This window comes from Tepidimicrobium xylanilyticum (genome assembly GCF_900106765.1).
Taxonomy (GTDB): domain Bacteria; phylum Bacillota; class Clostridia; order Tissierellales; family Tepidimicrobiaceae; genus Tepidimicrobium; species Tepidimicrobium xylanilyticum.
Genome location: NZ_FNNG01000012.1, coordinates 40687 through 67103, shown reverse-complemented (window position 1 = coordinate 67103; position 26417 = coordinate 40687). Strand labels below are relative to the sequence as shown.

The following is a 26417-nucleotide window of genomic DNA, read 5'->3' as shown; positions in this document are numbered from 1 at the left end:
ATTATTTAGGTTTTAGAAAAGTCGAAATAGTTGAACTTCTAAATATTAATGATAAATTGTGTTAAAACATTAGACAATTTAAAGATATGATAGTAAACTATAAGTGAGGGCATTTAAATTATTATTGGCGGGAAAACGTTTTAATAAATTAGGGGGTGTATTTAATGGCTTTAAATTATGCCAAAAGAATGAATAATATCAGGGCTTCTGAGATAAGAGAATTGTTAAAATTAACTCAAAGACCTGAGGTTATTTCATTTGCAGGGGGATTGCCTGCACCGGAATTATTCCCTGTTGAAGAATTTAAAAGGGTTGCAGAAGAGGTATTGGATGAAAAAGGAACAGCCGCATTACAATATGGGCCAACAGAAGGTTATCTACCATTGAGGGAAAAAATAGTGGAAAGGATGAAAAAGGTAAAGGTAGATTTAGAATCGGATAATATTCTAATTACTAATGGTTCTCAACAAGGGTTGGATTTTTCTGCTAGGATTTTTATAAATCCAGGGGATGTTATAATTTGTGAAAGCCCCAGTTACTTAGGCGCAATTAATGCTTTTAAAGCATATGAGCCAAGATTTGTGGAAGTGGAAACAGATGATGAAGGAATGATAATGGAAGATTTGGAAAAAGCCCTTAAAGAAAATGAAAATGTTAAGTTCATATACGTAATACCCGATTTTCAAAATCCATCGGGCAAAACTTGGTCCTTAGAAAGAAGAAAGGGACTAGTAGAATTAGCAAATAAGTATAATGTAGCTATAATTGAGGATAATCCTTATGGAGAGCTTAGGTTTGAAGGGGAAATATTACCAGCAGTTAAACATTTTGATACAGAAGGCAGGGTAATATTCTTAGGAACCTTTTCTAAGATATTCTGTCCTGGACTTAGATTAGGTTGGGTAGCTGCTGATAAGGAAGTACTTAATAAGTATGTTTTAGTAAAACAGGGAGCAGATTTGCAATCCAGTACCATATCTCAAATGGAAGTAGCCAAGTTTTTAGAAGTTTATGATATAGAAGAACATATTGAAAAATTGAAGAAAGTCTATAAAAAGAGAAAGGATTTAATGATAAAGACTATGGAGGAAGAATTCCCTGAAGGCATAAAATTCACTAATCCAGAAGGCGGTTTATTTACTTGGGTAGTACTACCGAAACATATAAATGCGAGGAAATTGGCTGAAAAGGCCTTAGAAAAGAATGTGGCCTTCGTTCCAGGAGGTTCCTTCTTCCCAAATGGAGGTAATGAAAATACCTTTAGAATGAACTATTCTAATATGGATGAAGAGAGGATTGTAGAAGGTATAAAGAGATTGGCTTCAGTATTAAAGGAAGCCCTGCAATAAAATAAGAATCCCCTTTGTTTATGGGGATTCTTATTTTATGTGTCAATTTTTAGGTAGTTGTATTATTATTTCTGTACCTATGTCTACCTGGCTTTTTAGCTCCATTTTGCCATTATGATATGCGACAATGTGCTTTACGATAGATAAACCAAGACCAGAGCCACCAATTTTTTTTGAGCGGCTTTTATCCACCATATAAAATCTTTGAAATACCTTATCCTGTTCTTCTTCTGGAATGCCTATTCCAGTATCCTTGACTTTGATTATACAAAATTGGTCCAGCTCTTTTATTATAATATCTACTTTTCCATTGGGTTTATTATATTTAATAGCATTATCTCCTAGATTATATAATAAATCTCTAATCATCCTTTTATTAGAATTAATAACTATATTTTCAGCATCTAAATTTAAACTTATCTCCTTATTCTTTGCAGCAATTGACAACTGAGTAACCACATCTTCTGCTATCTGCAGTATATTCGTTGGTTCTAAATGTTTATTTTCTGTTACCTCTTCTATATGGCTTAAATTAATTATGGAATCGATTAAATTTAATAGCCTAGTACCTTCTTTATAGATTATATTAGCAAATTTTATGGTATCTTCTTTACTTACATTGCCAGCAGATAACATCTCAGCAAAACCATTGATGGAAGTAAGAGGTGTCTTTAACTCATGGGACACATTGGCTGTAAAGTCTCTTCTAAACCTATCTGCTTCCTTAAGCTTCAATATATAGTTTTGTATTTCCATTTTTTGGACTTGAATAGCTTTTATGAAGGGTTTTAGTTCATCATAGACATCTAATTCCTCTATTTCATTTCCTGATAAGATATTTTCAATACTTTGGGCGGTAATAGAAATGGGTTCAATTATCTTAGAAGTCAATATGTGGGCAACTAGATAAAGGGCTATCAATATGAAAACTAATACCCCTACAGTTACAGGCAGTATGGGAAGAAACTTGAAGGAGAGATTTACATGATTCTCAATAATACTTGAAGAGTATATATCCCAAAACAAATAAGCGGTAATGCTAGAAGTTACTATGGCAGTTATGGTTGCCACCATTGCTAGGTTAAAATAAATTTTTTTTTCCATAATTAATCCCCCAGTTTATAACCAACGTTCCTAATGGTCTGAATATATTTACCTGCATCACCTAGTTTAAGCCTTAAGGTTCTTATATGGACATCAATAGTCCTAGTTTCCCCTTCAAAATCAAAGCCCCATACTTGATTCATTATTTGGTTTCTAGATAGTACCAACCCTTGATTTTTCATAAGATATGTTAACAACTCGAATTCCTTATGGGTAAGAGATATTTCCTTCCCATTTACCGTTACTAAACGTTTACCATAATTAATGGAAATTTCGTTAAAATTCAACTTATTGTTTCTATCCCTACTAGTGCGACGCATAACTGCTTTAACCCTAGATATTAGTTCCATTATGCCGAAGGGTTTTTCAATATAATCATCAGCTCCCATATCTAAGGATTTTACCTTATCGTATTCGCTGGTTTTAGCTGTAAGCATTATTACAGGTATATCCGATGTTTTAAAATTAGATTTTAGCTTTTTTAAAAGTACATATCCATCATCACCAGGAAGCATAATATCCAATATGATTAAATCGGGAAGTGGATGGTTGAATAATCCTTCTCCGCTTTCAAAGCCTACAGCTTCAAAACCATTATTTTTGAGAGCATATACTACCAGTTCTCTGATACTTTCATCATCTTCAATACAATAGATTAATGGCATCTAAACCACCTCTACCAAGTATAGTGCTCGCCTTTTATTGCAAAATATACCCATTCAACTATATTTTGCGCGTGGTCTCCTATTCTCTCTAAATACTTTGCTATCATCAATAAATCTATTACTTGCTCTTTATATTCTATATTTTCTCTTATTAAATCTACTAATTCATTTTTTATTATATCAAATAATTCATCTACTTTATCGTCATAGGCTATTACTTTTTTTACTAATTCTATATCCCTTCTTACAAAGGAATCTATACTAGTTTTTACCATGTTAATTGCCACATCTGCCATTTGAGGTATATGGACTAATTCCTTTAAGTAGGTTTGATCGGCTAATCTTATGGCTATTTCTGAAATATCTGCTGCTTGATCTCCAATTCGCTCCATGTCGGTTATCATCTTTAAAGCGGAGGATATAAACCTTAAATCTCTAGCCACAGGCTGTTGTTGGAGTAATAACCTTAAGCATCTTTGTTCAATAGTTCTTTCCATATCGTCTATTTCCTTATCGCTTTCCACTATTTGCTTTGCTAAGTCTACATTCTGTTCCTTAAGAGCTGTTATAGCGGCATTAATAGCACTTTCTATTAGATTACCCATTTCTATCAATTCATCATTGAGTAAATCTAAATCTTTATCAAATTTACTCCTAATCATATTTATCATCCTTTCAATTCATTAACCAAATCTGCCCGTTATATAATCTTCCGTCTTCTTGTTCTTTGGGACGGAAAACAGCTCAACGGTTGGACCAAATTCTATTAATTTGCCATTTAATAGAAAAGCCGTTTTATCAGAAACCCTAGTAGCCTGTTGCATATTATGGGTCACTATTACTATCGTATAAATTTTTTTCAATTCCTGGATTAATTCTTCTATTTTTGCTGTGGAAATGGGATCGAGAGCAGAGGTGGGTTCATCCATTAATAGCACCTCTGGTTCCACAGCTAATGCCCTTGCTATGCAGAGTCTTTGTTGTTGTCCTCCTGAAATTCTAAGAGCGTTCTTTTTAAGATCATCTTTCACCTCATCCCAAATAGCTGCAGCCTTTAAGCTTCTTTCAACGATTTCGTCCAATTTGGATTTATTTTTTATTCCATGAGTTCTTGGACCATAGGCTATATTATCGTATATGCTCATCGGGAAAGGATTTGGTTTTTGAAATACCATTCCTACTCGTTTTCTAAGCAGATTCACATTAAAATCCTCTGAATATATATCTTCTCCATCAAGCAATATTTCTCCTTCAATTTTGCAACCTTCAACTAGGTCGTTCATACGATTTAAGCTTTTTAATAAAGTAGACTTTCCACAGCCTGAAGGTCCTATAAGGGCTGTTATCTCGTTTTTCTCTATATTAATACTTATATCTTTTAGTGCATGGAAATTACCATAATATAAATTCATATTCTTAACTATAAATTTACTCATTTTCATTCCCCTTTGTCAATTTATTACTTAATAATGTAGATAATCCATTTACAATCAACACTACAATCAATAGGATGATTCCTGTTGCATAGGATTCATTAACATGGAGGCCTTCAGTAGAAAGCACGTACATATGAAGGGCCAAAGTACGACCAGAGGAAAAAAGTCCTTCTGGGATTTTTGCAGCAGTTCCCAATGTAAACATTAAAGCAGCAGTTTCCCCTACAATACGGCCTATAGAAAGTATGACTCCAGAAAGAATCCCTGGCATAGCTACTGGAAGAGCTACCTTAAATATGGTACGTAATTTACCAGCTCCAAGAGCAAGGCTGGCTTCCCTTAGGGAATTATCTACGGAAAGCAAAGCTTCTTCTGTAGTTCTAATTATAAGCGGTAGTACCATAATTCCAACTGTTAAAGCCCCTGCTAACAGGGAATATTTAAAATTAAGTCTAATAACGAAGAACAACATTCCAAATAGTCCATATACTATTGAAGGTATTCCAGATAAGGTTTCCGTTGCTATCCTAATTATTTCAACTATTTTACTATCCTTTTTTGCATACTCTACAAGATAGAAGGCAGTAAATATTCCTATGGGTGTAGCTATCACTAAAGTCAATAGTATTAACATTAAAGTCGTAACCATAGCTGGGAAAAGGGACATGTTCTCTGTTGTGTATTTTAACGAAAATAGGGATATGTCTAAATTTGGAATTCCTTTTAATAAAATATACCCTATTATGAAGAATAAAGCACTAAATGTAATAAAAGCTGATATTTTTACTGTTATCCTTATTACTCTATCCATTATTAGCTCTCCTTTTAATTACTAAAAAGCTTCCATTTATAATTAGTATAAATAAGAATAGTATGGTAGCAGTTGCAATTAGAGCTTGCCTATGCTCATCTGTGGCATAAGCCATTTCCATTACTATATTAGTAGTAAGGGTTCTTACTCCTTTTATTAATCCTGCTGGCATGCGAGCCTGATTTCCTGCTACTAATATGACTGCCATAGTTTCTCCAATTGCACGACCTATTCCAAGGATTATGCTGGACAATATGCCAGATTTTGCAGCAGGTAATACTACAAAGACGATGGATTTTTCATGGGAAGCTCCAAGAGCAATGCTTCCTTCATAATAGTTTTGAGGAACTGCTCTAATGGCTGCTTCAGAGATATTTATAATTGTGGGAAGGATCATAATTCCCAATAAAATTGAAGCTGTAATTATATTCATACCAGTTCCGCCGAAAATATCCCTAATTACTGGCACAATTACTACTAAAGCAAAAAAGCCATAAACAATGGAGGGTATTCCAGCCATTAGGTTTATGCAGGGCTTAATGAATTTATATATCTTTTTATCACAAAACTTGGCTAAATAGATTGCAGTTAAAATACCTATAGGAACCCCTATGGCAATGGCTCCTATAGTAACATAAATGGAACCCATTATCATGGGAAGGATTCCAAAGGCCGAGGGAGTATTGTTAGGTTTCCAGAGGGTTCCAAATATAAAATCCTTTAACCCATATTCTTTTATAAATGGAATTCCTCCAGCAAATATAAAAAAGCTTATGAGTACTATGGCAATTACCGATACGGTCGCGGATATAAAGAATATTCCTTTCATAATGCTTTCAACAGATTTAGATTTCATATCTTCACCTACATTTCTTTTTTTATCTATGATGAACTATGAATCCATATAGCCTAATGGGCTAGGCTATATGGATTGAAGGGGAGTTTACTCTATTTCATTCCAATTAGTAATTTCACCCATATAGATGGATTTTATTTGGTCAATACTTAAATTGTCTGTTGGGTTATTGTTATTCACTATGATTGCAATACCATCTAATGCTACGACTACATTTTTGAGTTCCTTGAGTTCGGATTCCTTTAATTCCCTTGAAGCCATGCCTATATTAGCTGTACCTTCCATAGCAGACTGCATACCAGCAGAAGAACCGGTAGATTGAATTTCTATAGACACGTCAGGATTTAACTTCTGGTATGCTTCAACAAATTTTTCCATTAAAGGAGTGACGGAAGTAGACCCTGCTACAACTATGGTTCCCGATTGGAGACTATTAGCTTCATAATTTGGTGCTTGAGTATCAACTTGTACATACCCTTCATTAGCTACAATTTCCTGTCCTTCTGCACTAAGTATGAAATTTAAGAAGTCCTGGGTTAAAGGAGTTAAATCCCCCTTATATGCAAGATTAAAAGGCCTTGCTACCTTATAAGAACCATTTAGTATATTTTCGGCTGTAGCTTCAATTCCATCTACCTTTACCGCTTTTACACTGTTGTTTAATGAACCAAGGGAAATATATCCTATGCTATATTCATCCCCTGCCACAGTAGTCATAACTGCATTGGTGCTATTTTGTACTATTGCTTCTGAATAAGTTCTATCATTTTCATTTCCATTTTCGTCTTTTTCTAGTATTCCTACTATTTCAACAAAAGCTCCTCTAGTTCCTGAACCTTCCTCCCTTGTAATTACATTGATTGTCCTATTAGTATCGAAGCTGTTATTATTAGAACTAGGGTTGGTGGAGTTACTATCTTCTACTTTGTTTGTACAACCTACTATCATGATTATTGTTATAAGAGCAATTAAAAATGTACTTAAAAATCTTTTCATAAATCATTTCCCACCTTTCTTAAATCTATATTCAATATAAGCATATCTTGTATATGTAAAATCTATTGTATTAGAAATGTAAAATCCATGTAAAAAGTTATCCAAAAATATATATAAGATCTATCCTAGACAATTTATAGGTTAAATTAATAACAATGAACTCTAGTATAATTTTTCCAAATAGTATAATATATTAATCAAAGATATTATTTATTAGTTATATGGGGTGTGGGATTATGTCTTTGGTTTTAAAAGAAATTTTGGTAAAAGATGTAATGGACAAGAATTTTCTAATTGCATATGAGGATTCCCCTATATCAGAGATTAAAGAAGAATTAATAAGAGATTATAAAAAGGAAGTGTTTATATACGATAAGGCTGACAAGGTGCAGGGGATAATCACTATGAAAGACATATGCAATTTTGTAAGAGAAAAGGAGTCAAATATAAATCAAAAATGTGCTATAGACATTGCAACAAAGGGAGTTATAAGCGTTTCTGAGGATTCCGATCTACTAATATGCAGAAATATAATGCTAAAAAATAATGTGGGACGACTAGCTGTATTAAAAGAAGGGAAAATTGTTGGAGTGATTAGGCAAGAACATATCAGGGACTTTTATTATATGAAAGTTGAAGAAACATCAGAAATTTTAAAGACTGCAATAAATTATATTCATGAGGCAGTATGTGTGATAAACAATAAAGGCATTGTTATTGTATGGAATGAAAATGCAGAAAAACTATATAATTTACCTAAAGAAAAAATTATAGGAAGGCCATTAGATGAATTTTTTCCTAATGCAATAAATATGAAAGTGTTGAAAACAAGAAAGGTTATCGAAAATTGCTATCATGAACCTAGAGATGGAACACATATTGTTATTAGCGCAGCCCCAATCATATTAAACAATGAATTTATGGGGGTTGTAAGTACAGACAAGGATGTTACAGAAATGAAACAACTTTCTGATAAGCTAAAAAAAGCTACAGAAAAGGTGAATTTTTTAAAAGAAGAGTTAGAAAAGATATCTAATAGGGAAAAGGGATTAGTGATAGGTAAAAGTAAAGTAATACAACAAAAAATAGAAATTGCAGAACTTGCAGCAAAAAGCAGTGCACCAATATTAATTTTAGGAGAAAGCGGTACAGGAAAGGAGGTTTTTGCAAAATATATCCATAAAATTAGCGGCTTAGAAGGAGAATTTATTCCTGTAAATTGCAGTGCAATTCCAAGAGAACTATTTGAATCTGAATTTTTTGGCTATGAAGAAGGGGCATTTACAGGGGCTAGTAGGAAAGGAAAGGCTGGCTACTTTGAGCTTGCTAATAATGGAACTCTTTTTTTGGATGAAATAGGAGATCTCCCCATGGACATGCAGTCTAAATTGCTAAGGGCCTTACAGGATAATGCCATAAGAAGGCTGGGATCAGAGCGTGATAAAGAGATAAATGTGAGGATAATTTCTGCAACTAATAGGGATTTAGAAGAATTGGTGCAAAGGAAAAAATTTAGAATGGATCTATATTATCGTTTAAATGTAATAAAAATAGAAATACCTCCTTTGAGAGAGCGGAAAGAAGATATTGTTTTGTTTATTAAATTTTTTTTAGAGAAATTAAATAGAGAATATGGTAAAGATTTAACAGGGATTGATACGGATGTAATTAATATTCTTACATCTTATAAATGGAAAGGAAATGTACGAGAACTTAGAAATGTAGTAGAACAGATGGTTGTTTTATGTAGGAAGGATTTTATAACTAAGGATATGATACCAGAATACATAATACATGATGTAGAAAGAAATGAAGATATGAGTGTTTTGGACAAGCTTGATAAGAAAGAAACGGGGTTACGAGAGCTATTAGATAGTTATGAAAAGTATCTAATTAACAAAGCTTTAAAAGAATCAAAAGGAAATATAGCCAAGGCAGCAAATATTTTAAAAATTCCTCGTAGTACTTTACATTATAAAATAGACAATTATGGAATAAATGTCAATGATTAGACTGGAATGTCAAATTATTGACGTTTATTTTTATAATGAACTAAAAAATCCTTAATGATAAAACAAAAATTAAAAAGTTGAGTTATATTTTTTTTAAAAAGGCTTTTCTACAATGCTTAGTAAAAAGCCTTTTTTATTTTTTGTTCTTTAAATAATAAGGTTAAATTTATCAGTATAAATACTCTAAAAGAATATTGGCATATATTTTGCTCTTAAAAAATAGTGAAATTTTAATCAAGAAAGAGAGGTGAAATAATGAAAATTTTAATATCCTTATTACAACATATTGGAAAGCCAGCAATGCCAATAGTGAAAGAAGGAGAAATGGTAAATAGAGGACAACTAATTGCAGTACCTAATGGATTAGGAGCAAATGTGCATTCGTCGGTGCAAGGAATAGTTGAGCAAGTAACAGAAAATTTTATTGAAATCCATGGTCCTGATGATCAGCCTAAGGATTATGTGAAGATAAAAGATACTTTTAACCATTTAGAAACTATAAAAGAGGCTGGTATAGTAGGAGCAGGAGGAGCGGGTTTTCCAACACATATAAAGTTAAGTACATCCTTGAAAGGCGGTTTTGCAATAGCAAATGCTGCTGAATGTGAGCCAAATTTAAGGCACAATATAAAATATATAGAAGAAAACCCGGAAATAGTAGTAAAAGGCTTGAAATATGTAATGGAGATAACCAGTGCCTCGAAGGGAATTATTGCAATTAAACCTAAAAATAAAAGAGCCTTAATAAATATTGCAAAAATTATTAAGGATGATCCTAGTATTGAAATTAAATACTTATCGGATATGTACCCTTCTGGAGATGAAAGAGTAATAGTAAGGGAATTGTTAGGAGTAGAACTAAAACCGGGCCAGCTACCATTGGAAGCAAATGCAGTCATATGTAATGTAGAAACTTTAAAAAATATTACCCTAGCAATAGAAGAAAGAAAACCAGTAATAGACAAAGATATCACCGTTGGAGGACGAATCCAAGGGGCAGAAAGTGGAAAAGTCCTATTTGATGTTCCAATAGGCACTATGGTCAAAGACTTAATTAAACAGGTTGGGAAACCAATAAAACCTCATGGAGAGTACCTTATAGGTGGTGCCTTTACCGGATTTCATGGCTATGAAAATTCACCAATAACCAAAACAAGTGGAGGAATTGCTTTAACTATGCCTTTCCCTAAGGAAGAAAGGAATGTAGGCCTTCTTCTTTGTGAATGTGGAGGAGGAGATCAGCGTTTAAGAGAGATAGCTGAAGGAATGGGGGCAAATGTTGTAGCAAGTACTCGATGTAAACGGATGGTAAAGGTAGGGGAACGGTATAGATGTGATAAACCAGGAGTCTGCCCTGGTCAGGCAGAGAAGGTATTAGAGTTGAAAAAGAATGGCGCTGAGGTTTTGTTAATAGGGTCTTGTCAGGACTGAACTAACACGGTTTCAGATATAGCTCCTAGGTTAGGAGTTCCAGTTTATCATAGTACAGACCATGTTTTAAGAGCCTATGGCCTAGACTTATATAGGAAAATAAAGAAGTAATGGAGGGATATGATGGCTATAACTATTGAACAGGCAGAAGAGCATAAGAATGATTTTGCTGTAACTTGCTGTAGATTTGAAGCTGGTGAAGTGATAAAACCATCTAATATTGAAGATCCTAAGATATTACCAGATCTTGAAGATTCGGGGTTAATAAACATTCCAGATAATTGTCTAACCATAGGACAAGTCTTAGGAAAGAAACTTTTAAAAACTGTTGAAGCGCTAACCCCCCTTACACCAGATTTGGTAGATGGGGTCAATGAAATTTCACAAGAGATTTCTGAGGTAAGAGAAGAAATCAAAAAGGAAACAAATGAAACTGATTTTCAAAAGGGTTTAGGAACAAACATACCCGCAAGTTCAAATAACCAATTTGTAAGAATTCATATAGGAGAAGGGAAAGATATAAATTTAGAAATTCCTATTTGCTCATGGGGTGATTTTCCAGATACTGGTATATTACCAATAGAGTCAAACTGTCCAACGGCAGATAAGGAGATAAATGTTGATGAAGAGAAGATAATAAGAACGTTGGTTAGAAAGCATATTAAAATAGATAAAGTTGAATTTGGAGAAGAAACTAAAATAGAAGGAACCACCCTATATATAAGAAAGGATATTGCAAAAGATGCTATGGATTCTCAAGAATTAGTAACTGATTTAGAAATAGATATAATAACTCCTGACCGGTATGGGGAATATAGCGATACTATAATGGATGTCCAACCAATAGCAGTTAAAGAAAAGGGGCAATTAGGCGAGGGTATTACTAGAGTTATTGATGGGGTAGTAGTTATTGTTACTGGTATTGATGAAAATGGGGTACAGATTGGGGAATTTGGTTCATCAGAAGGAGAAATGGATAGGAATATACTATTTGGTAGACCTGGTTCTCCAGATGAGGGAGAAATACTGATAAAAACGAAAGTTACCATAAAAGCAGGGAAAAACATGGAAAGGCCAGGACCTATGTCTGTCCATAGAGCAACAGATTTTATAACGCAGGAGATAAGAGAAGTATTAAAAAAAGTAGATGAAAGTCTAGTTTATAAAGTAGAAGAATTAGTGCAGAAGCGTAGACCTAATAGGAAGAAGGTCTTAATAATAAAGGAAATAATGGGGCAAGGGGCTATGCATGATAATTTCTTGATGCCAGATGAACCGGTGGGAACTGTAGGAGCTAAAGCAAATGTGGATTTAGGGAATGTGCCTGTAGTGGTAACACCTTTACAGATATTAGATGGATGTGTCCATGCTTTAACCTGTATTGGACCTGCATCTAAGGAGACATCAAGACATTACTGGAGAGAGCCATTAGTCATGGAAGCTATGGAAGATGAAGAAATAGATTTAGCTGGAGTAGTACTTATTGGTTCGCCTCAAGCAAATTCAGAGAAGTTTTATGTTTCTAGATTATTGGGTTCTATGATAGAAACTATGGATTTAGATGGTGCTATTGTAACGACCGAGGGCTTTGGTAACAACCATATAGACTTTGCCAGCCATATAGAACAAGTGGGCATGAGGGGAGTTCCAGTAGTTGGAATGACTTTTGCTGCAGTACAAGGTCAACTAGTTGTGGGAAACAAATATATGGATGCAATGATCGATTTGAATAAATCGCGGCAAGGAATAGAGAACGAAATATTAAGTAACAATTGCTTAACTCAAGAAGATGCAATAAGAGCGTTAGCTATGTTGAAGTTAAAGATGGCTGGAGAAAAAATAGAGAAGGCTGATAGAAAATGGAACCCAAATGTGAAAGAAGAAAATATAAGGCTAATAGAAAAAGTGACAGGTCGAAAAATAGAAAGACCTGTAAATGAAACGTCTTTAAAAATCAGTGAGAAACGTAGGACCATATACGAAAAAGATGAAGAGTAGGTGAAAAAATGACATTAGCAGATAATTATATAAATCAGAATTATTTTCAAGGCAGAATAGTGAATGTTTATGATGGAGGGGTGGAAATAGAGCTAAATGGTCGTCTAGGGATTTTAAAAATTCCAAAGCGAATGATCATTAGCAAAAGTGAATTGGTAACTGGAAAAAAAGTAGGATTTATGATGACTTATCCAGAGGTCTTAGAATAGGAAAAGGAGGTAGCAAAATGAGTATGACCCTAGTAAAGGGCATGAAATCAGAAATATATGTGCCCATCACACCAGATCCAGTATGGACACCGGTAACAAAAGAGTTAAGTGAAATGACCGTTGCTTTAGTAACTTGTGCAGGAGTCCATTTAAAATCTGATAAAAGATTTAATTTAGCAGGAGATACTAGCTACAGAATAATTCCAGGAGATGTGGATAGCAAAGATTTAATGGTATCCCATGGAGGATATGACAATAGTGATGTCAACAAGGACATCAACTGTATGTTTCCAATAGATAGAATGAAAGAATTGGCAAAAGAGGGTTTCATTAAAGCACTAGCACCTATTAACTTTGGAGTTATGGGCGGTGGAGGGAATGTTGAAAAGTTCACAAATGAAACTGGTCCAAGCATAGCAAAAGAATTACGTGAAGAAAATGTAGATGCAGTTTTATTAACTGCTGGCTGAGGAACTTGTCACCGCTCTGCCGTGATATTGCAGAGAGTAATTGAAGAAAATGGGATTCCCACAATATTAATCGCTGCATTGCCACCAGTAGCAAGGCAAAATGGTTCTCCAAGAATTGTAGCGCCTAAGGTTCCTATGGGTGCAAATGCTGGAGAGCCAAATAATATAAAAATGCAAACGAATATTGTCAAAGACTCATTAGAACAACTAGTTAAAATTCAAACACCAGGGACTATAGTTCCGCTTCCATATGAATATGAAGCAAAAATATAGTAGGTTAGGTATAAAACAATAATTTGTTATCGGGAGTCATAGCTATATATTCTTGAACCTATAACAGCCATATTTAACCAAAAATTCTAAAAAATAGATATAAGTTTGTATTTAAAACCTTATTTGATATGAGGGGGAGTAAAAATGAAAATTAGAAGAAGTTTGCATACTGTTGATTCTCATACCATGGGAGAACCCACCAGAGTTGTAGTGGGTGGAGTCCCAGTTATACCTGGGAAGACTATACAAGAAAAAAAGCAATATTTGGAAAGTAACTTGGACTATATAAGAACTGCTATAATGCATGAACCAAGAGGGCATAATGATATGTTTGGCTCTATAATAACAGAACCAACCACGCCAGAGGCGGATATAGGTATTATCTTTATGGATAGTGGAGGATATCTAAATATGTGCGGACATGGGAGTATTGGAGCCTCTACTGTTCTAGTACAAACAGGGATGATAGAAGTAAAGGAGCCCTATACAAATATAATATTAGAAACTCCTGCTGGATTAGTTAAATCAAGAATAAAAGTTAAAGATGGAAGGGCACAAGAAGTTTCTATTACAAATGTACCATCTTTTTTGTATAAAAAAGATGTGCAATTAGAACTGCCTAATGTTGGCAAAGTTACTTTTGATATTTCATTTGGAGGTAGTTTTTTTGCAATAGTAAAAGATAGTGAACTAAAGGTTAAAATTGATCCTCAAAATGCAAATATTATATCCGAGAGGGCCATGAAACTAAAGGAGCTTATAAATAAAGAGATTCCAGTAATGCATCCTGTCAAACAACATATTAACACAGTAGATTTAGTTGAAATTTATGGAGAACCAAAATCCAAAGAGGCAAACTTCCAAAATGTAGTTGTTTTTGGAAATGGTCAGTTAGACAGATCGCCGTGTGGAACCGGTACAAGTGCTAAGATGGCTACTTTATATGCAAAAGGAGAATTAGATATAGGGGAACCTTTTGTATACGAGAGTATAATTAACACTAAATTTAAAGGGAGGATATTAGAAGAAGTAACTGTTGGAGGGTTTAAGGCTATTATACCCGAGATAACTGGTTCTGCGTATATAACAGGATTTAATCATTTTGTAATTGACGACTCTGATCCCATTAAGTATGGGTTTGTATTAGGATAGGTATTGTTACAAGGGCAGAGAAATAGCTTTGGAGATTTTATTTGAGATTATCAAATAGTCAATTTTTAAATACCATGGTAAAAAATTCTCTGCCCAAATTTAAAAATATTTATTTTCTAACATTGATTATTATACCATAGAAGGTTTGAGTTTTGAATTCTTATTTAGATTTACATGATAAATATAACTTTAAGGAGGTCTATTATGGTTACATTAGTCCTTACAGTTCTAGGAATTTTGACGGGAATATTTGCAATTTACTTTTTCAAAGACTTTTTTGAAAATAAAGATTCCTTATCTACAACTAGATGGGACAAGCTTCTAGGAGTAGGTTTTATAACGGATTTTTTTGATACTTTAGGCATTGGTAGTTTTGCTCCTACAGTTTCACTATTTAAAATTGGGAAAATGACAGATGATAAAACAATGCCAGGAACATTGAATGTTGGACACACAATACCAGTAGTTTTAGAAGCCTTTCTATTTATTAGAGCTATAGAAGTAGAACCATTAACACTAACCTTATTATTAGGTTCAGCAACCTTGGGTGCTATAGTAGCGGCTGGAATCGTCTCTAAACTACCTGTAAATCGAATTAGATTAGTAATGGGTATTGCTTTACTAGCAGTGGCAGGGTTGATGGTATCAGGACAACTAGGCTGGATGCCATCAGGTGGTGAGGCAGTAGGGTTAACAGGGATTAAATTAGTGATTGGAGTTGTTGTAAACTTCATGCTTGGTGCATTTATGACAGTTGGTATTGGTTTATACGCTCCTTGTATGGCTTTGATTTACGCTTTAGGTATGAGTCCTAGGGTGGCATTTCCAATAATGATGGGTTCTTGCGCATTTTTAATGCCCGCAGCAGGTATGAGATTTGTTAAAGAAGGAGCATATGATAGGAAGGCATCTATGGGGCTTACAGCAGGGGGAGTGGTTGGAGTTTTAATAGCATACTTTATTGTGAAATCATTACCGATTAATTTATTAACTTGGTTAGTAACTGGAATTATTATCTATACAGGTGTTAAAATGTTGAAGGAAGTAAAAGTTGAAGAACCAACAAGAGCGACAGAGATAGGATAGTTTTGTTAAAGATAATGTAAAATAAATTTAAAGAAAAATTTTTTGATGAGCTGCATTAGGTAGAATGTCGGGCTGATAGAGGATTCTTTTTTAAAAGGAGTTTTTATTGTTGTTTTTTCCATGTTTTGCTGGTATAATTTTTGCATGAGGACTTAATCCTTTCTGGAAGGTATTTGTTTTTCAGTAAAACACTGTAACACAGAGGATTTGAGTCCTCAATTTTCGTTTGATTTTGCAAAGCATTGAATTAATTAGATTGAATTAATTAGGAGGAGTATTAAATGAGAAGTAAAAAACCAGAAGTTACACAATCTAGTGGGAGCATTAGAAAAAAGTCAATAAAAACAAAATTGATTATAATACCCATTACATTAGTAATAATATCTATTGTCTTAATAAGCATATTTTCAAGCATTTCTGTTAGAAATAGCTTACTTGCAGAAATGCATAAAAATGGTCAATTTATATTAGAACAATTTGTAGAGCGCCTAAATGATAATTATAAATCTTTAGAAACTATTAATTGGATGATAGAAGATGAAATCAGAAAAGCAGTTAAGACTCTCATGGATTTTGAGCAACTAGATAACCAAAAGTTAACAAGAGTTGCAACAAATTTGGGCATAGATGAATTAAATTACTTTAACTCGGAAGGAGTAATACTATATTCTAATATTCCCAAAAATATAGGTTGGAAATTTGATGAGAGCCATCCTCTATACTCTTTTATGAATAGCAGTGAAACGGAATTAATTGAGGACATTAGAAAAGATGCAGTCTCAAATACATATAGGAAATATGGTGCTATAAAAAACTCAGATGGTACTTTTGTGCAAGTGGGGATAAATGCTGATTATATAAATGCCCTAACTGAACAGTTTAAATATCAAAGGTTAGTTGAAGAATTAGCTTTAAGTAGAGAAATTGTATATGCAGTTTTTATTGATAAGGATTTAAAGGCTGCTGCCCACAGCGATACAGAGCGAATAGGTTTAGATTTATCTGAAGATAAAGGCTCTGTCTCAGCAATTAGAGAACAAAAGCCTTATTCATCAGAGTATTTATATGGCGAGGAAAAGATTGAAGTTTTGGATTTAGTATATCCAGCTATTGTAGATGATGAACTTATAGGGGCGGTAAGCATTGGTTTTTCTATGGAGGATATTAACAAATCTATTAGTAAAAATATTATTCAAATAGTTGCAACAGGAATTGCCGCTATTATTCTTTTAGTTGTCATACTATATAGATTATCTCATGATGCTGTAAATACTATTAACCAATTGAAAGAACATTTGAAATTGATAGCTTCAGGGGATTTTACTAAGAATCTATCTGACCAATTGTTAAGGGAAGAGGATGAATTTGGTGAAATATCAAACTCAGTAAATATAATGCAAAGCTCAGTAAGGAATATTATAGAAAATATTTTAAAAAAAGCTGAAACCGTTGCTACCCATTCAGAGGAATTAACTGCAACTACTGAACAATCAGCAGCGGCAGCGGATGAAATATCTAAGGTTATAGAAGGTATAGCAAGCGGTGCTAGTGATCAGGCAGAGAATACGGAAGTGGGTTTTTTTGCAGCCACAAAACTTGGAGATATGGTTGTTCAAAATACAAACTATATGGAAGAATTAAACAACTCTACCATAGAAGTTAATCAACTTAAAAATGAAGGCTCTGAACTGATAAGAGATTTGATAGAAAAAACAGAAATTAATATTCGTTCTGCAGAAGAAATAGAAAAGGCAATAAACGACACTAATCAGAGTGTAGAAAAAATTGCAATAGCTAGTGAAATGATTAAAAATATATCAGACCAAACTAATCTTTTAGCTTTAAATGCTGCAATTGAAGCTGCTAGAGCTGGAGAGTCTGGAAGAGGTTTTGCAGTTGTAGCTGATGAAATAAGAAAGTTAGCAGAACAATCAACTCAATTTACAGAGGAAATTAGTTCAATCATTGATGACCTAACTAGTAAAACATCCATTGTTGTTAATGCTATGAATGAGGTGAAAAAAGCAACTGATCTACAAAGCTTAGGTGTAGAACAAACCAGTGCTAAATTTGATGGAATAGCTTATGCCTTGGAAGAAATGCAAAAAATGATAAAAACAGTTAATAAATTTGCTAGTCAAATGATTGAAGAAAAAGAAAAAATACTCGAAATTTTAGAGAATCTATCTGCTATTTCACAGGAAAATGCAGCTGGTACTGAAGAAGCTTCAGCATCAGTTGAAGAGCAGACAGCTTCTATGGCACAAATATCAGGTGCCAGTGAGGAATTATCCAGAATTGCCGAAGAACTAAATAATGAATTGTCTTTTTTTAAGATTTAATTAAAAACTCTGTTGCACTAAGTTTATATTAATGGTATAATTTCATAGATAAATCCTTGCTCTATTTAATAGGGCCGTTAGTCCAAAAGGAGGTGAAATACATGAGAAAATATGAAGCTCTTATTATATTTGTGCCTACTCTCGAAGATGAAGTGAGAAACCAACAATTGGATAGATTGAAAGGTATTATTGAATCCGATGGTACTATTTCAAACGTAGATGAATGGGGAGTTCGAAAGCTGGCTTATGAAATTAATGACCACACAGAGGGCTATTATACAATCATAAACTTTGAATCTACCCCAGCGATTGTGAAAGAGCTAGACAGAGTGTGCAGAATTACCGACGGTATAATGAGGCATATGATAATTAGGGAAGATGAATAGAATCCAAGGTGGTGTATTGAGTGAATAGTGTTATATTGATTGGAAGGCTTACTCGGGATCCAGAATTAAGATATATACCCAATACAGGAACACCGGTTGCAACTTTTAGTCTAGCTGTAGATAAACAGTTGTCCAGGGAGAAAAAACAGGAAATGGAAGCTAAAGGACAGCCGACAGCAGATTTCATAAATATTGTAGTATGGGGTAAACAAGCTGAACATTGTGCAAATTACCTAACCAAAGGAAGGCTTGCTGCTATTCAAGGCAGACTTCAGTCTAGATCCTATGACGCCAAAGATGGTTCAAGAAGATATGTAACTGAAGTAGTAGCAGATAGAGTTCAATTCCTAGAGTGGGGTAATGATAACAATACAGGTTTTGATAGCGGAGATTTAGATTTTTCAGGAATAGATGGATTCGAGCCAGTAGATGACGATAATATTCCATTCTAAGAAGGAGGGAGAAAGGTGCAAAGAAGGTTTAAACCAAGAAAAAGAGTGTGTAGCTTTTGTCAAGACAAAGTTGAATATATAGATTATAAAGATATAAATAGATTGAAAAAATATATTACTGAGAGAGGAAAGATCCTTCCAAGAAGGATTTCTGGTAACTGTGCAAAACATCAAAGAGAATTGACTACGGCAATAAAAAGAGCAAGGCAAGTTGCTTTGTTACCATATAGTGCAGACTAGGAGAGGAGTAACCTCTCTTTTTTATTTGACATATAATATTATACTTTGTATTATTTTAATAAGGTTGTTTTTATGATTATTAATTAAAGGGTGAAATTATGGACCAGAATAATATGGATATAATAAAAAATCTAAGGACTATAGAATGGCTAAAAAGCGAAATATTATCTAATATTGCCCAGATTTATCAATTGCTGTCAAAAGGGGAAGACTATATCAAAGAGGATATAGAGGACTTAATAGCTAATATGATACTATTATCCTATTTACTTGGTAAAAGGCTAGGAATAGGCTATGAGGATATAAGCTCAAACCTTATAGATAAGATAAAATTGAATATTTTAGAAGGGCATAAAATAGAGAAATGGTATGGAGATTTGAATGAATTATTGGTTTTTTTGAAATCCAATAGGAATTGATTGTGAAGAGGTGAATATATTGAAAATAGATTATAAAAGGAAAATAGTAGAGTTTATATTTACAATAACCACTTCATTAATATTAATGTTCATGGGAACCTATTATTTTACTGGATTCATGTTTTTATATCCATTGCCCTTCATTTTATTAGGATTTAAATATGACATAAATCACGCTTTATTAGCATTAATTTTATCAGCGGTATCCACTGGTTTAATGTTAGATATGGTATCAGGAATATTAATATTTGTGATGTTTGCTCCCTTGTGCTTATCCCTTATCTACACCATGAAAAGTAGGAGGGATTCTCTAACCATTTTATGCATTAATACTTTAATTTTTTTATTTTCAATTTTGTTAATGATAAATATTAGCAAAAATATGACTGGCATAAGCATTATCGGTCAATTATCAGATATATCCAATCAAACAATTAACTATTGGATAGATGTATTGAAGGACATAGGTTCTTCCAATTATGAAATCCTAAAGGCAAGGGAATTTTTAGAGGAGCGGTTTGAATATTTGATTTTGACTGTACCAGCATTAACAATGATTTTTTCTTTAATCATTGCCTATTTAAATTTTTTATTAGCTACCTTGCTCCTCAGTAGGCTTGGATATGGGGTAGTTTCCATCCCTAGATTTTCTAAATTCAAACTTCCTAATAACTTTTTATTAGGAACAGGCCTAATGTTTTTGGGAGCTTTTATAATTAAAAAACTTGAGATATTTTATTATGAAACCATATTTATAAACTTAACTGCAATAGTATCCTTCTTATTTTTAACCCAGGGATTGGCAGTTATAGACTATAAGTTGAAGATAAAAAATGTTAAGATTATTCTTCGGCTACTTATTTATGTTTTTTTGATTCTACCCATTATAGGTATTATGCCCTTTATCGGGGTATTGGATATCATATTTGATTTTAGAGGTTTAAGGAAATATTCCTAATTCCTATTAGGAGGAAAATTATGGATAATAATAACTTTTTTAAATGGAAGGATGGAAAAACCTATCTAATAATTATAGGAGTTCTAATAGCAATAATAGCCTATTATCAACCTTTACTTGCATTATTGTTGACAGCAGCTTTAGGCTATCTAATCTATAAATATATAGTTACCCTTAGGGACAGAGAAAGGGAATGGACAAAATATATAGAAGGTCTGTCGGAAGAATTTGATTCTGCCACTAAACATGCTGTATTTAATATGCCCTTCCCATTAGTATTATTAGATATGGATGGGACTATATCTTGGTATAATACTAGGTTTAAAGACCTATTTGAATCTGAGGATATATTGAATAAGAGAATAGATGAATTGCTACCTCAACTGAAATTAGAAGATATAATAAAGGATCAGGATAAAAGGCCATTGGAAATAACGCATAAGAACCAATATTATGAAGTTCATTATAATATTGTAGATAATAAAAAGTCTATCAGTACAAAGGAAAATATTATAATGCTTTATTGGATAAATAAATCGGATCAGGTTCTCCTATATAATAAGTACAAGGATGAAATGTCAGCAGTTTGCCTAGCCTATGTAGACAACTACGATGAAATAAAGAATGCCACTCCTGAGATGAGCAGGCCTATTGTATTAGCAGAAATAGATAAGGTAATAAGGGCATACACTACCATGCACAATGGACTTATGCGAAAATATGAAAGCGATAAATACATGCTCATATTTCATAACAGGGATTTGAAGGAAATTCAGAACAGGAAATTTGACATATTAGATCAGATTAGAGAGATTGATAAAGGAAATCCCATAGCAATAACTTTAAGTATGGGAGTAGGAATAAATGGCAAGAATCCCAATGAAAATTATCAATATGCTAGAGCAGCTATAGACATTGCTTTAGGTAGAGGTGGAGACCAGGCAGTCATAAAGGATAAAAACAATTTAAGCTTTTATGGAGGCAAGACCAAGGCTATAGAAAAGAGAAATAAGGTTAGATCTAGAGTTATTGCCCATGCATTAATGCAATTAATTGATCAAGCGGGAGAAGTAATTGTTATGGGACATAAAAATGCAGATATGGATTCCTTTGGGGCCAGCATAGGTATAATTAGGGCTGCAAAGAACAGGAGTAAAAAAGCTTATTTCGTATTAGGAGGGATAAATCCATCCATTAAGAACATATATGATAGAATGATCAAGGAGGAGCCAGAGTATTTAAACCTAATATTGAGTCCTGACGATGCTATAGATATGGTAAATAGATCTTCCCTTCTGATAGTTGTAGATAATCACAGGCCTAGCTTTGCAGAAGTACCAGAACTTTTAGGTATGACGGATAAGATAGTATTAATCGATCATCATAGGAGGGGAGCTGAGTTTATCGAAGATCCAGTTCTAACTTATCTAGAGCCCTATGCTTCATCCACTTGTGAATTGGTAACAGAAATACTTTACTATATGTCGGATAAGCTAGAAATGACTAAATTTGAAGCTGATGCTCTTTTGGCTGGCATAGCCGTAGATACTAAGAATTTTACATTCCAAACGGGAGTTAGAACTTTTGAGGCTGCTTCCATATTAAAGAGAGCAGGTGCTGATACAACAAATGTAAGACAATTATTTAGAGATGATTTTAATGTATTTTTGCAAAAGGCAGATGTGATAAAAAATTCAAAGATTGTTTTTGGGAAAGTAGCTATTGGTAGGTTAGAAGAGGACTTGGAAGATTCAATATTAATTGCAGCTCAATCTGCTAATGACCTATTGAATATAAATGGAGTAGAAGCTTCTTTCGTCTTAACTCGCTGGGAAGATAAGGTTCATATAAGCGGCAGATCTTTAGGGAATATATCTGCTCAATTAATATTAGAGAAATTAGGAGGGGGAGGGCATTTAACCAGTGCTGGAACTCAAATAGAAGGTAAGACCATAAAACAGGTAGAAGATATGCTTATTGAAACCATAGATGAATATTTAAAGGAAGGTGAAAAGGAATGAAAATAATTTTATTAAAGGATGTAAAGGGTTTAGGAAAAGCAGGAGACTTAGTTAATGCAAAGGATGGATATGCAAGAAATTATCTATTTCCTAAGAATTTAGCCATAGAGGCTACACCAAATAATCTAAAGAAATGGGAAGAAAGAAAGAAGATTGAAGCAGAAGAGCAAAGGAAGGAACGAGAAAAAGCGTTAAAATTAAAAGAAAAGATCGAAAGTCTAACTGTTGAATTGAAAGGGAAGTCTGGAGAGGGTGGAAAACTATTTGGTTCCATTACTTCCAAGGATATAGCTGAAGCTTTGAAAAAACAGCATAAAATAGAAATAGATAGGAAGAAGATTGAATTAAAAGATAATATTAAATCCATAGGTGAAACCTCAGTTGAAATAAGGGTTTACCCAGAAATTACTGCTAGTTTAAAGGTTAAAGTAATAGAAGGATAATGGGGTGATTTAAATAGAAGCGTATGCATTTGGGAAAATCCCACCTCATAGTTTAGAAGCTGAACAATCCGTACTAGGTGCTATGATTTTAAATAAGGAAGCTATTAATACGGCTATAGAGCATCTACATGCAGAAGATTTTTACAAAGAAGGAAATAAGGAGATATTTAAAGCTATAATAGAATTATTCAATAGAAATGAACCAGTGGACCTTATTACCCTATCGGAGGAATTAAAGAGAAGAGGAACTCTAGAGAATTTAGGTGGTGTTACCTATCTTGCTGAATTAACAGGTGGGGTAGCTATAACTTCTAATGTAAAATATTATTGCGATATAGTTAAGGAAAAGTCCATATTAAGGCGATTAATCAAATCCTGTGACGATATAATGGCGAAAAGCTATGAGGGTAGCGAAGATGTAAATCAAATTATAGAGGAGGCTGAAAAGAGCATATTCGACATAACTCAGAGTCGCCATAGAGATGGATTTGCTCCTATAAAGCAGGTATTATTAGATAGTTTTTCTAAAATTGAAGAGATGGCAGCAAGGGAAGGAGAATTGACAGGTCTTACCACAGGATTTATAGATTTAGATAGAAAGTTATCTGGTTTACAAAAATCAGACCTTATACTATTGGCAGCGAGGCCTTCCATGGGAAAGACCGCATTGGGAATCAATATCGCTATTAATTCGGCACTTAAGGCAGGAGCTAGTGTAGCCATATTTTCTTTGGAAATGTCTAAAGAGCAACTGGTTCAGAGGATGATCAGTTCTGTTGCCCATGTGGACTTACAGAAGATAATCAGCGGTAGATTAAGCGAAGATGAGTGGATTAGAATAATAGATGCTATGGCGCCCTTGTCCCAAGCAAAGGTTTTTATCGATGATACTGCTGGAGTATCCCTTACTGAGATGAAAGCAAAATGTAGAAGGCTGAAGATAGAAAAGGGTTTGGACTTAATTGTTATAGATTATTTACAATTGATGCAATCCGATAGCAGGTATGAAAACAGGCAGCAGGAGATATCTGCAATATCAAGAGGATTAAAAGCTTTGGCCAAGGAAATAGAATGTCCCGTAATAGCCTTATCCCAGCTTTCCAGGGCCCCAGAACTTCGTTCTGATCATAGACCTATCCTTTCAGATTTAAGGGAGTCGGGAGCCATAGAGCAGGATGCCGATGTAGTATTATTCTTATATAGAGACGAATACTACCATAATGATTCGGATAAGAAGAATATAGGTGAGGTAATAATTGCTAAGCATAGGAATGGACCAACAGGCGTTGTGGAATTGGTCTGGAAAAAAGAATTTACTAAATTCTTAAACAAGGAGAATATAAGAGAGTAGTTACTAAAGGTTCTTCCTGGGTAAATATGTACTGTTCGGAAAAAAGCTATTATAATTGAACCAGCAAAGCTAATACTTCGAAGAAGATAAGTTCTTCTTCGAAGTATTAATTTCTAAAATTACTGATGGAAGAGGATTATCTATGGAAATAAGAGGAGAAAGGGTAAAGATACTTCCTTTAAAATTAGAAGATGCTTATTATATGAGGCGTTGGGGGGTCCATAAAAACCCCTTGCTTTACGATTATAATCTACCCTCGGTAACCGATGAGGAAATAAAAGAATGGTATCATTATAAAACTGGCAGCAGGGACAGGAAATACTATAGCATATTTAATGAAGAAAACAGATTTATTGGCTATATGGGAATTAAGAATATAAGGAAACTCTGGAGGGATGCAGTACTAGGAATAGTATTTGATCCCAATTACGTAAATAAAGGTTATGGTACGGAAACCATTACAACCTATTTAAAATACTATTTTTTTCAAATGGGAATGAAAAGATTATTTTTGGAAGTAGCTCAATTTAATAAGAGGGCTATTAGGTGTTATGAAAAATGCGGGTTTAGAATAATAGACAGATACTTAAAGGAATTTTTCGATCAAAATATAGATTTTAATAATCCTTATTTCATTCAAGAAAGATCTGCTTTTGTAATAATAGATAGAAAAGTATATAATTATGTATATAAGATGAAGGTAGATAGAAAGGCTTTTTTCAAAATACAGGAGGAACTTAATGGGAAATTTAAATATTAAGCTAAGCCAATTATTAAATAGCTTATCCTTTTCATTAGAGGTAGCTGAAAACAGATACTATAACCACTCCAGAAGAACTGCTTACATAGCTTATTGTATAGCGGAGGAAATGGAACTAAATGACGAGGAAGCTGCAGATATATACTATGCTGCCCTTATCCACGACATAGGCATGGCAGGTTATTTATCTAAATACAGCGTTGACCAGATTCATTTTGAAGAAGAATTAAAAAGGGAACACTGCTATTATGGCTACAAGATACTGGATAAACTATCTTTTATGGGGAAAATAAAGGAATATATATTGCATCACCATGAGGAATGGCAGGGGACAGGCCCCTATGGTTTAAAAGGGGAGGAAATTCCTTTAGCTTGTCAGATAATCAGCCTGGCAGACTATTTTGAGCTTTTCTTTTTAAGAAAAATGGAAGATGATACTTATATCGCAAATTTAGACCATATAGATAAATGGTTGGGCAAACATAAAGATAAGCGATTTAAAAAAGAAGTATGTGAGATATTTTATGAAGTGGCAAAGAAGGAAAAATTTTGGTTCGATTTAAGGCCAACTAATTTAGACCAGGCCCTTCAGATGGTGGAACCCAGAAAGGGCATTTATATAGGCATTAAGGATTTACATAAGATATCGGAAGCTTTTGCTCTTTTAATAGATGCTAAAAGCAAATTTACCTATGAACACACTAAGGGAATTTCAAATATTGTAGGTAATTTTGCCACCTATTTAGGATATAATCCTATAATGGTTGAAAAATTAGTTATTGCATCTAATCTACATGATATTGGAAAGTTTGTAATTCCTTTAGAGATTCTAGAAAAACCAGGTAAATTAAATGATCAGGAATTTCAGATAATCAAATCCCATGCCTATTATACAAAGCTGATTTTAAAGTATGTGAAGGGTTTAGAAGATATAGCAGAATGGGCTGGAAACCATCATGAAAAACTAAATGGCACTGGATATCCTGAGAAACTAGATTGGCAAAGTATAAAAAAGGAAGATCAGATAATAGCCTTAGCGGATATATACCAAGCACTAACGGAGGAAAGACCTTATCGGGCAAAAATGTCTCCCAAGGAGGCCCTACTAATTATGGAAGGCATGGCAGATAGGGGAGAAATCTGCAAGGATCTATTGTCCCATTTTAGACAGGTCGTATTATAAATAGGAGGGATAAA

Annotated in this window: 26 protein-coding genes; 19 read left to right on the top strand and 7 right to left on the bottom strand. The window is 33.7% G+C overall.

Annotated elements, in window-relative coordinates; genetic code table 11:
• The first annotated feature begins 164 nt into the window (after positions 1–164).
• Entirely contained in the window at positions 165–1349 is a 1185-nt protein-coding gene (locus BLV68_RS12000) for an aminotransferase-like domain-containing protein (protein ID WP_093754144.1), read from the top strand.
• Between the two features lie 42 nt (positions 1350–1391).
• Here BLV68_RS12000 and BLV68_RS11995 read toward each other — a convergent pair whose 3' ends face one another.
• The 7 genes from BLV68_RS11995 to BLV68_RS11965 all read right to left on the bottom strand — a co-directional run bounded on the left by BLV68_RS11995 (position 1392) and on the right by BLV68_RS11965 (position 7217).
• Positions 1392–2453 carry a sensor histidine kinase gene (locus tag BLV68_RS11995; protein ID WP_093754142.1) on the bottom strand — a complete coding sequence of 354 codons (1062 nt, stop codon included), beginning with the start codon at positions 2451–2453 and terminating at the stop codon, positions 1392–1394.
• 2 nt (positions 2454–2455) lie between these two features.
• On the bottom strand, positions 2456–3118 hold the full coding sequence (locus BLV68_RS11990) for a response regulator transcription factor (protein WP_093754140.1): 663 nt from the start codon (positions 3116–3118) through the stop codon (positions 2456–2458).
• Between the two features lie 11 nt (positions 3119–3129).
• Positions 3130–3780, bottom strand: coding sequence for a phosphate signaling complex protein PhoU (gene phoU / locus BLV68_RS11985; RefSeq protein WP_234949911.1), 651 nt, complete (start codon positions 3778–3780; stop codon positions 3130–3132).
• A 21-nt stretch (positions 3781–3801) separates the two neighbouring features.
• Positions 3802–4554, bottom strand: a complete 753-nt coding sequence (pstB, locus tag BLV68_RS11980; protein ID WP_093754138.1) for a phosphate ABC transporter ATP-binding protein PstB — start codon at positions 4552–4554, stop codon at positions 3802–3804.
• Positions 4547–5365: a phosphate ABC transporter permease PstA gene (pstA, locus tag BLV68_RS11975; protein ID WP_093754136.1), complete on the bottom strand. Its 819-nt coding sequence runs from the start codon at positions 5363–5365 to the stop codon at positions 4547–4549. The genes pstB and pstA overlap by 8 nt, the downstream gene beginning before the upstream one ends.
• Positions 5358–6221, bottom strand: coding sequence for a phosphate ABC transporter permease subunit PstC (pstC, locus tag BLV68_RS11970; RefSeq protein ID WP_093754134.1), 864 nt, complete (start codon positions 6219–6221; stop codon positions 5358–5360). Before pstC ends, pstA begins: the two co-directional genes overlap by 8 nt.
• An 87-nt stretch (positions 6222–6308) precedes the next feature.
• On the bottom strand, positions 6309–7217 hold the full coding sequence (locus BLV68_RS11965; RefSeq protein WP_093754132.1) for a substrate-binding domain-containing protein: 909 nt from the start codon (positions 7215–7217) through the stop codon (positions 6309–6311).
• 236 nt (positions 7218–7453) lie between these two features.
• Here BLV68_RS11965 and prdR point away from each other — a divergent pair, with 236 nt between their 5' ends.
• The 18 genes from prdR (at position 7454) to BLV68_RS11875 (ending at position 26403) form a co-directional block, all read left to right on the top strand.
• Positions 7454–9229: a sigma-54 dependent transcriptional regulator PrdR gene (prdR, locus tag BLV68_RS11960; protein ID WP_159428691.1), complete on the top strand. Its 1776-nt coding sequence runs from the start codon at positions 7454–7456 to the stop codon at positions 9227–9229.
• A 255-nt stretch (positions 9230–9484) separates the two neighbouring features.
• On the top strand, positions 9485–10771 hold the full coding sequence (prdC, locus tag BLV68_RS11955) for a proline reductase-associated electron transfer protein PrdC (protein ID WP_268807637.1): 1287 nt from the start codon (positions 9485–9487) through the stop codon (positions 10769–10771).
• A 12-nt stretch (positions 10772–10783) separates the two neighbouring features.
• Positions 10784–12658, top strand: coding sequence for a D-proline reductase (dithiol) proprotein PrdA (prdA, locus tag BLV68_RS11950; RefSeq protein ID WP_093754126.1), 1875 nt, complete (start codon positions 10784–10786; stop codon positions 12656–12658).
• Between the two features lie 8 nt (positions 12659–12666).
• On the top strand, positions 12667–12867 hold the full coding sequence (locus BLV68_RS11945) for a CBO2463/CBO2479 domain-containing protein (RefSeq protein ID WP_093754124.1): 201 nt from the start codon (positions 12667–12669) through the stop codon (positions 12865–12867).
• 17 nt (positions 12868–12884) lie between these two features.
• Complete coding sequence (gene prdB / locus BLV68_RS16145) at positions 12885–13610, top strand: D-proline reductase (dithiol) protein PrdB (RefSeq protein ID WP_093754122.1); 726 nt, start codon at positions 12885–12887, stop codon at positions 13608–13610.
• 144 nt (positions 13611–13754) lie between these two features.
• Positions 13755–14762, top strand: coding sequence for a proline racemase (locus tag BLV68_RS11935; RefSeq protein WP_093754120.1), 1008 nt, complete (start codon positions 13755–13757; stop codon positions 14760–14762).
• Positions 14763–14966: 204 nt separating this feature from the next.
• Positions 14967–15848 (top strand): sulfite exporter TauE/SafE family protein, encoded by an 882-nt coding sequence (locus BLV68_RS11930; RefSeq protein WP_093754118.1) that lies wholly within the window; start codon positions 14967–14969, stop codon positions 15846–15848.
• A gap of 281 nt (positions 15849–16129) precedes the next feature.
• Entirely contained in the window at positions 16130–18190 is a 2061-nt protein-coding gene (locus BLV68_RS11925) for a methyl-accepting chemotaxis protein (RefSeq protein WP_093754116.1), read from the top strand.
• A 101-nt stretch (positions 18191–18291) separates the two neighbouring features.
• The gene (gene rpsF / locus BLV68_RS11920) at positions 18292–18576 is read left to right on the top strand and encodes a 30S ribosomal protein S6 (RefSeq protein WP_093754114.1); all 285 of its coding nucleotides are present in this window, start codon (positions 18292–18294) and stop codon (positions 18574–18576) included.
• A 20-nt stretch (positions 18577–18596) separates the two neighbouring features.
• Positions 18597–19028, top strand: a complete 432-nt coding sequence (locus BLV68_RS11915; protein WP_093754112.1) for a single-stranded DNA-binding protein — start codon at positions 18597–18599, stop codon at positions 19026–19028.
• 15 nt (positions 19029–19043) lie between these two features.
• Positions 19044–19268, top strand: a complete 225-nt coding sequence (rpsR, locus tag BLV68_RS11910) for a 30S ribosomal protein S18 (RefSeq protein ID WP_093754110.1) — start codon at positions 19044–19046, stop codon at positions 19266–19268.
• A gap of 98 nt (positions 19269–19366) precedes the next feature.
• On the top strand, positions 19367–19687 hold the full coding sequence (locus tag BLV68_RS11905; RefSeq protein WP_234949910.1) for a MazG-like family protein: 321 nt from the start codon (positions 19367–19369) through the stop codon (positions 19685–19687).
• Positions 19688–19706: 19 nt separating this feature from the next.
• Entirely contained in the window at positions 19707–20645 is a 939-nt protein-coding gene (locus BLV68_RS11900; RefSeq protein WP_093754106.1) for a DUF2232 domain-containing protein, read from the top strand.
• Positions 20646–20665: 20 nt separating this feature from the next.
• Positions 20666–22666, top strand: coding sequence for a DHH family phosphoesterase (locus BLV68_RS11895; protein WP_093754104.1), 2001 nt, complete (start codon positions 20666–20668; stop codon positions 22664–22666).
• Positions 22663–23109, top strand: coding sequence for a 50S ribosomal protein L9 (rplI, locus tag BLV68_RS11890; protein ID WP_093754102.1), 447 nt, complete (start codon positions 22663–22665; stop codon positions 23107–23109). Before BLV68_RS11895 ends, rplI begins: the two co-directional genes overlap by 4 nt.
• A gap of 13 nt (positions 23110–23122) precedes the next feature.
• On the top strand, positions 23123–24460 hold the full coding sequence (gene dnaB / locus BLV68_RS11885) for a replicative DNA helicase (RefSeq protein WP_093754100.1): 1338 nt from the start codon (positions 23123–23125) through the stop codon (positions 24458–24460).
• Between the two features lie 142 nt (positions 24461–24602).
• Positions 24603–25220, top strand: a complete 618-nt coding sequence (locus BLV68_RS11880; protein WP_093754098.1) for a GNAT family N-acetyltransferase — start codon at positions 24603–24605, stop codon at positions 25218–25220.
• A complete protein-coding gene (locus BLV68_RS11875) occupies positions 25201–26403 on the top strand; it encodes an HD-GYP domain-containing protein (RefSeq protein ID WP_093754096.1) in 1203 nt (400 codons plus the stop codon). The genes BLV68_RS11880 and BLV68_RS11875 overlap by 20 nt, the downstream gene beginning before the upstream one ends.
• The last annotated feature ends 14 nt before the right edge of the window (positions 26404–26417 follow it).

Bases quoted from the DNA above. Each gene is read 5' to 3' on its own strand.
- BLV68_RS12000 (WP_093754144.1), top strand. From the start codon at position 165: ATGGCTTTAAATTATGCCAAAAGAATGAATAATATCAGGGCTTCTGAG.
- BLV68_RS11995 (WP_093754142.1), bottom strand. From the start codon at position 2,453: ATGGAAAAAAAAATTTATTTTAACCTAGCAATGGTGGCAACCATAACT.
- BLV68_RS11990 (WP_093754140.1), bottom strand. From the start codon at position 3,118: ATGCCATTAATCTATTGTATTGAAGATGATGAAAGTATCAGAGAACTG.
- phoU (WP_234949911.1), bottom strand. From the start codon at position 3,780: ATGATTAGGAGTAAATTTGATAAAGATTTAGATTTACTCAATGATGAA.
- pstB (WP_093754138.1), bottom strand. From the start codon at position 4,554: ATGAGTAAATTTATAGTTAAGAATATGAATTTATATTATGGTAATTTC.
- pstA (WP_093754136.1), bottom strand. From the start codon at position 5,365: ATGGATAGAGTAATAAGGATAACAGTAAAAATATCAGCTTTTATTACA.
- pstC (WP_093754134.1), bottom strand. From the start codon at position 6,221: ATGAAATCTAAATCTGTTGAAAGCATTATGAAAGGAATATTCTTTATA.
- BLV68_RS11965 (WP_093754132.1), bottom strand. From the start codon at position 7,217: ATGAAAAGATTTTTAAGTACATTTTTAATTGCTCTTATAACAATAATC.
- prdR (WP_159428691.1), top strand. From the start codon at position 7,454: ATGTCTTTGGTTTTAAAAGAAATTTTGGTAAAAGATGTAATGGACAAG.
- prdA (WP_093754126.1), top strand. From the start codon at position 10,784: ATGGCTATAACTATTGAACAGGCAGAAGAGCATAAGAATGATTTTGCT.
- BLV68_RS11945 (WP_093754124.1), top strand. From the start codon at position 12,667: ATGACATTAGCAGATAATTATATAAATCAGAATTATTTTCAAGGCAGA.
- BLV68_RS11935 (WP_093754120.1), top strand. From the start codon at position 13,755: ATGAAAATTAGAAGAAGTTTGCATACTGTTGATTCTCATACCATGGGA.
- BLV68_RS11930 (WP_093754118.1), top strand. From the start codon at position 14,967: ATGGTTACATTAGTCCTTACAGTTCTAGGAATTTTGACGGGAATATTT.
- BLV68_RS11925 (WP_093754116.1), top strand. From the start codon at position 16,130: ATGAGAAGTAAAAAACCAGAAGTTACACAATCTAGTGGGAGCATTAGA.
- rpsF (WP_093754114.1), top strand. From the start codon at position 18,292: ATGAGAAAATATGAAGCTCTTATTATATTTGTGCCTACTCTCGAAGAT.
- BLV68_RS11905 (WP_234949910.1), top strand. From the start codon at position 19,367: ATGGACCAGAATAATATGGATATAATAAAAAATCTAAGGACTATAGAA.
- BLV68_RS11895 (WP_093754104.1), top strand. From the start codon at position 20,666: ATGGATAATAATAACTTTTTTAAATGGAAGGATGGAAAAACCTATCTA.
- rplI (WP_093754102.1), top strand. From the start codon at position 22,663: ATGAAAATAATTTTATTAAAGGATGTAAAGGGTTTAGGAAAAGCAGGA.
- BLV68_RS11880 (WP_093754098.1), top strand. From the start codon at position 24,603: ATGGAAATAAGAGGAGAAAGGGTAAAGATACTTCCTTTAAAATTAGAA.
- BLV68_RS11875 (WP_093754096.1), top strand. From the start codon at position 25,201: ATGGGAAATTTAAATATTAAGCTAAGCCAATTATTAAATAGCTTATCC.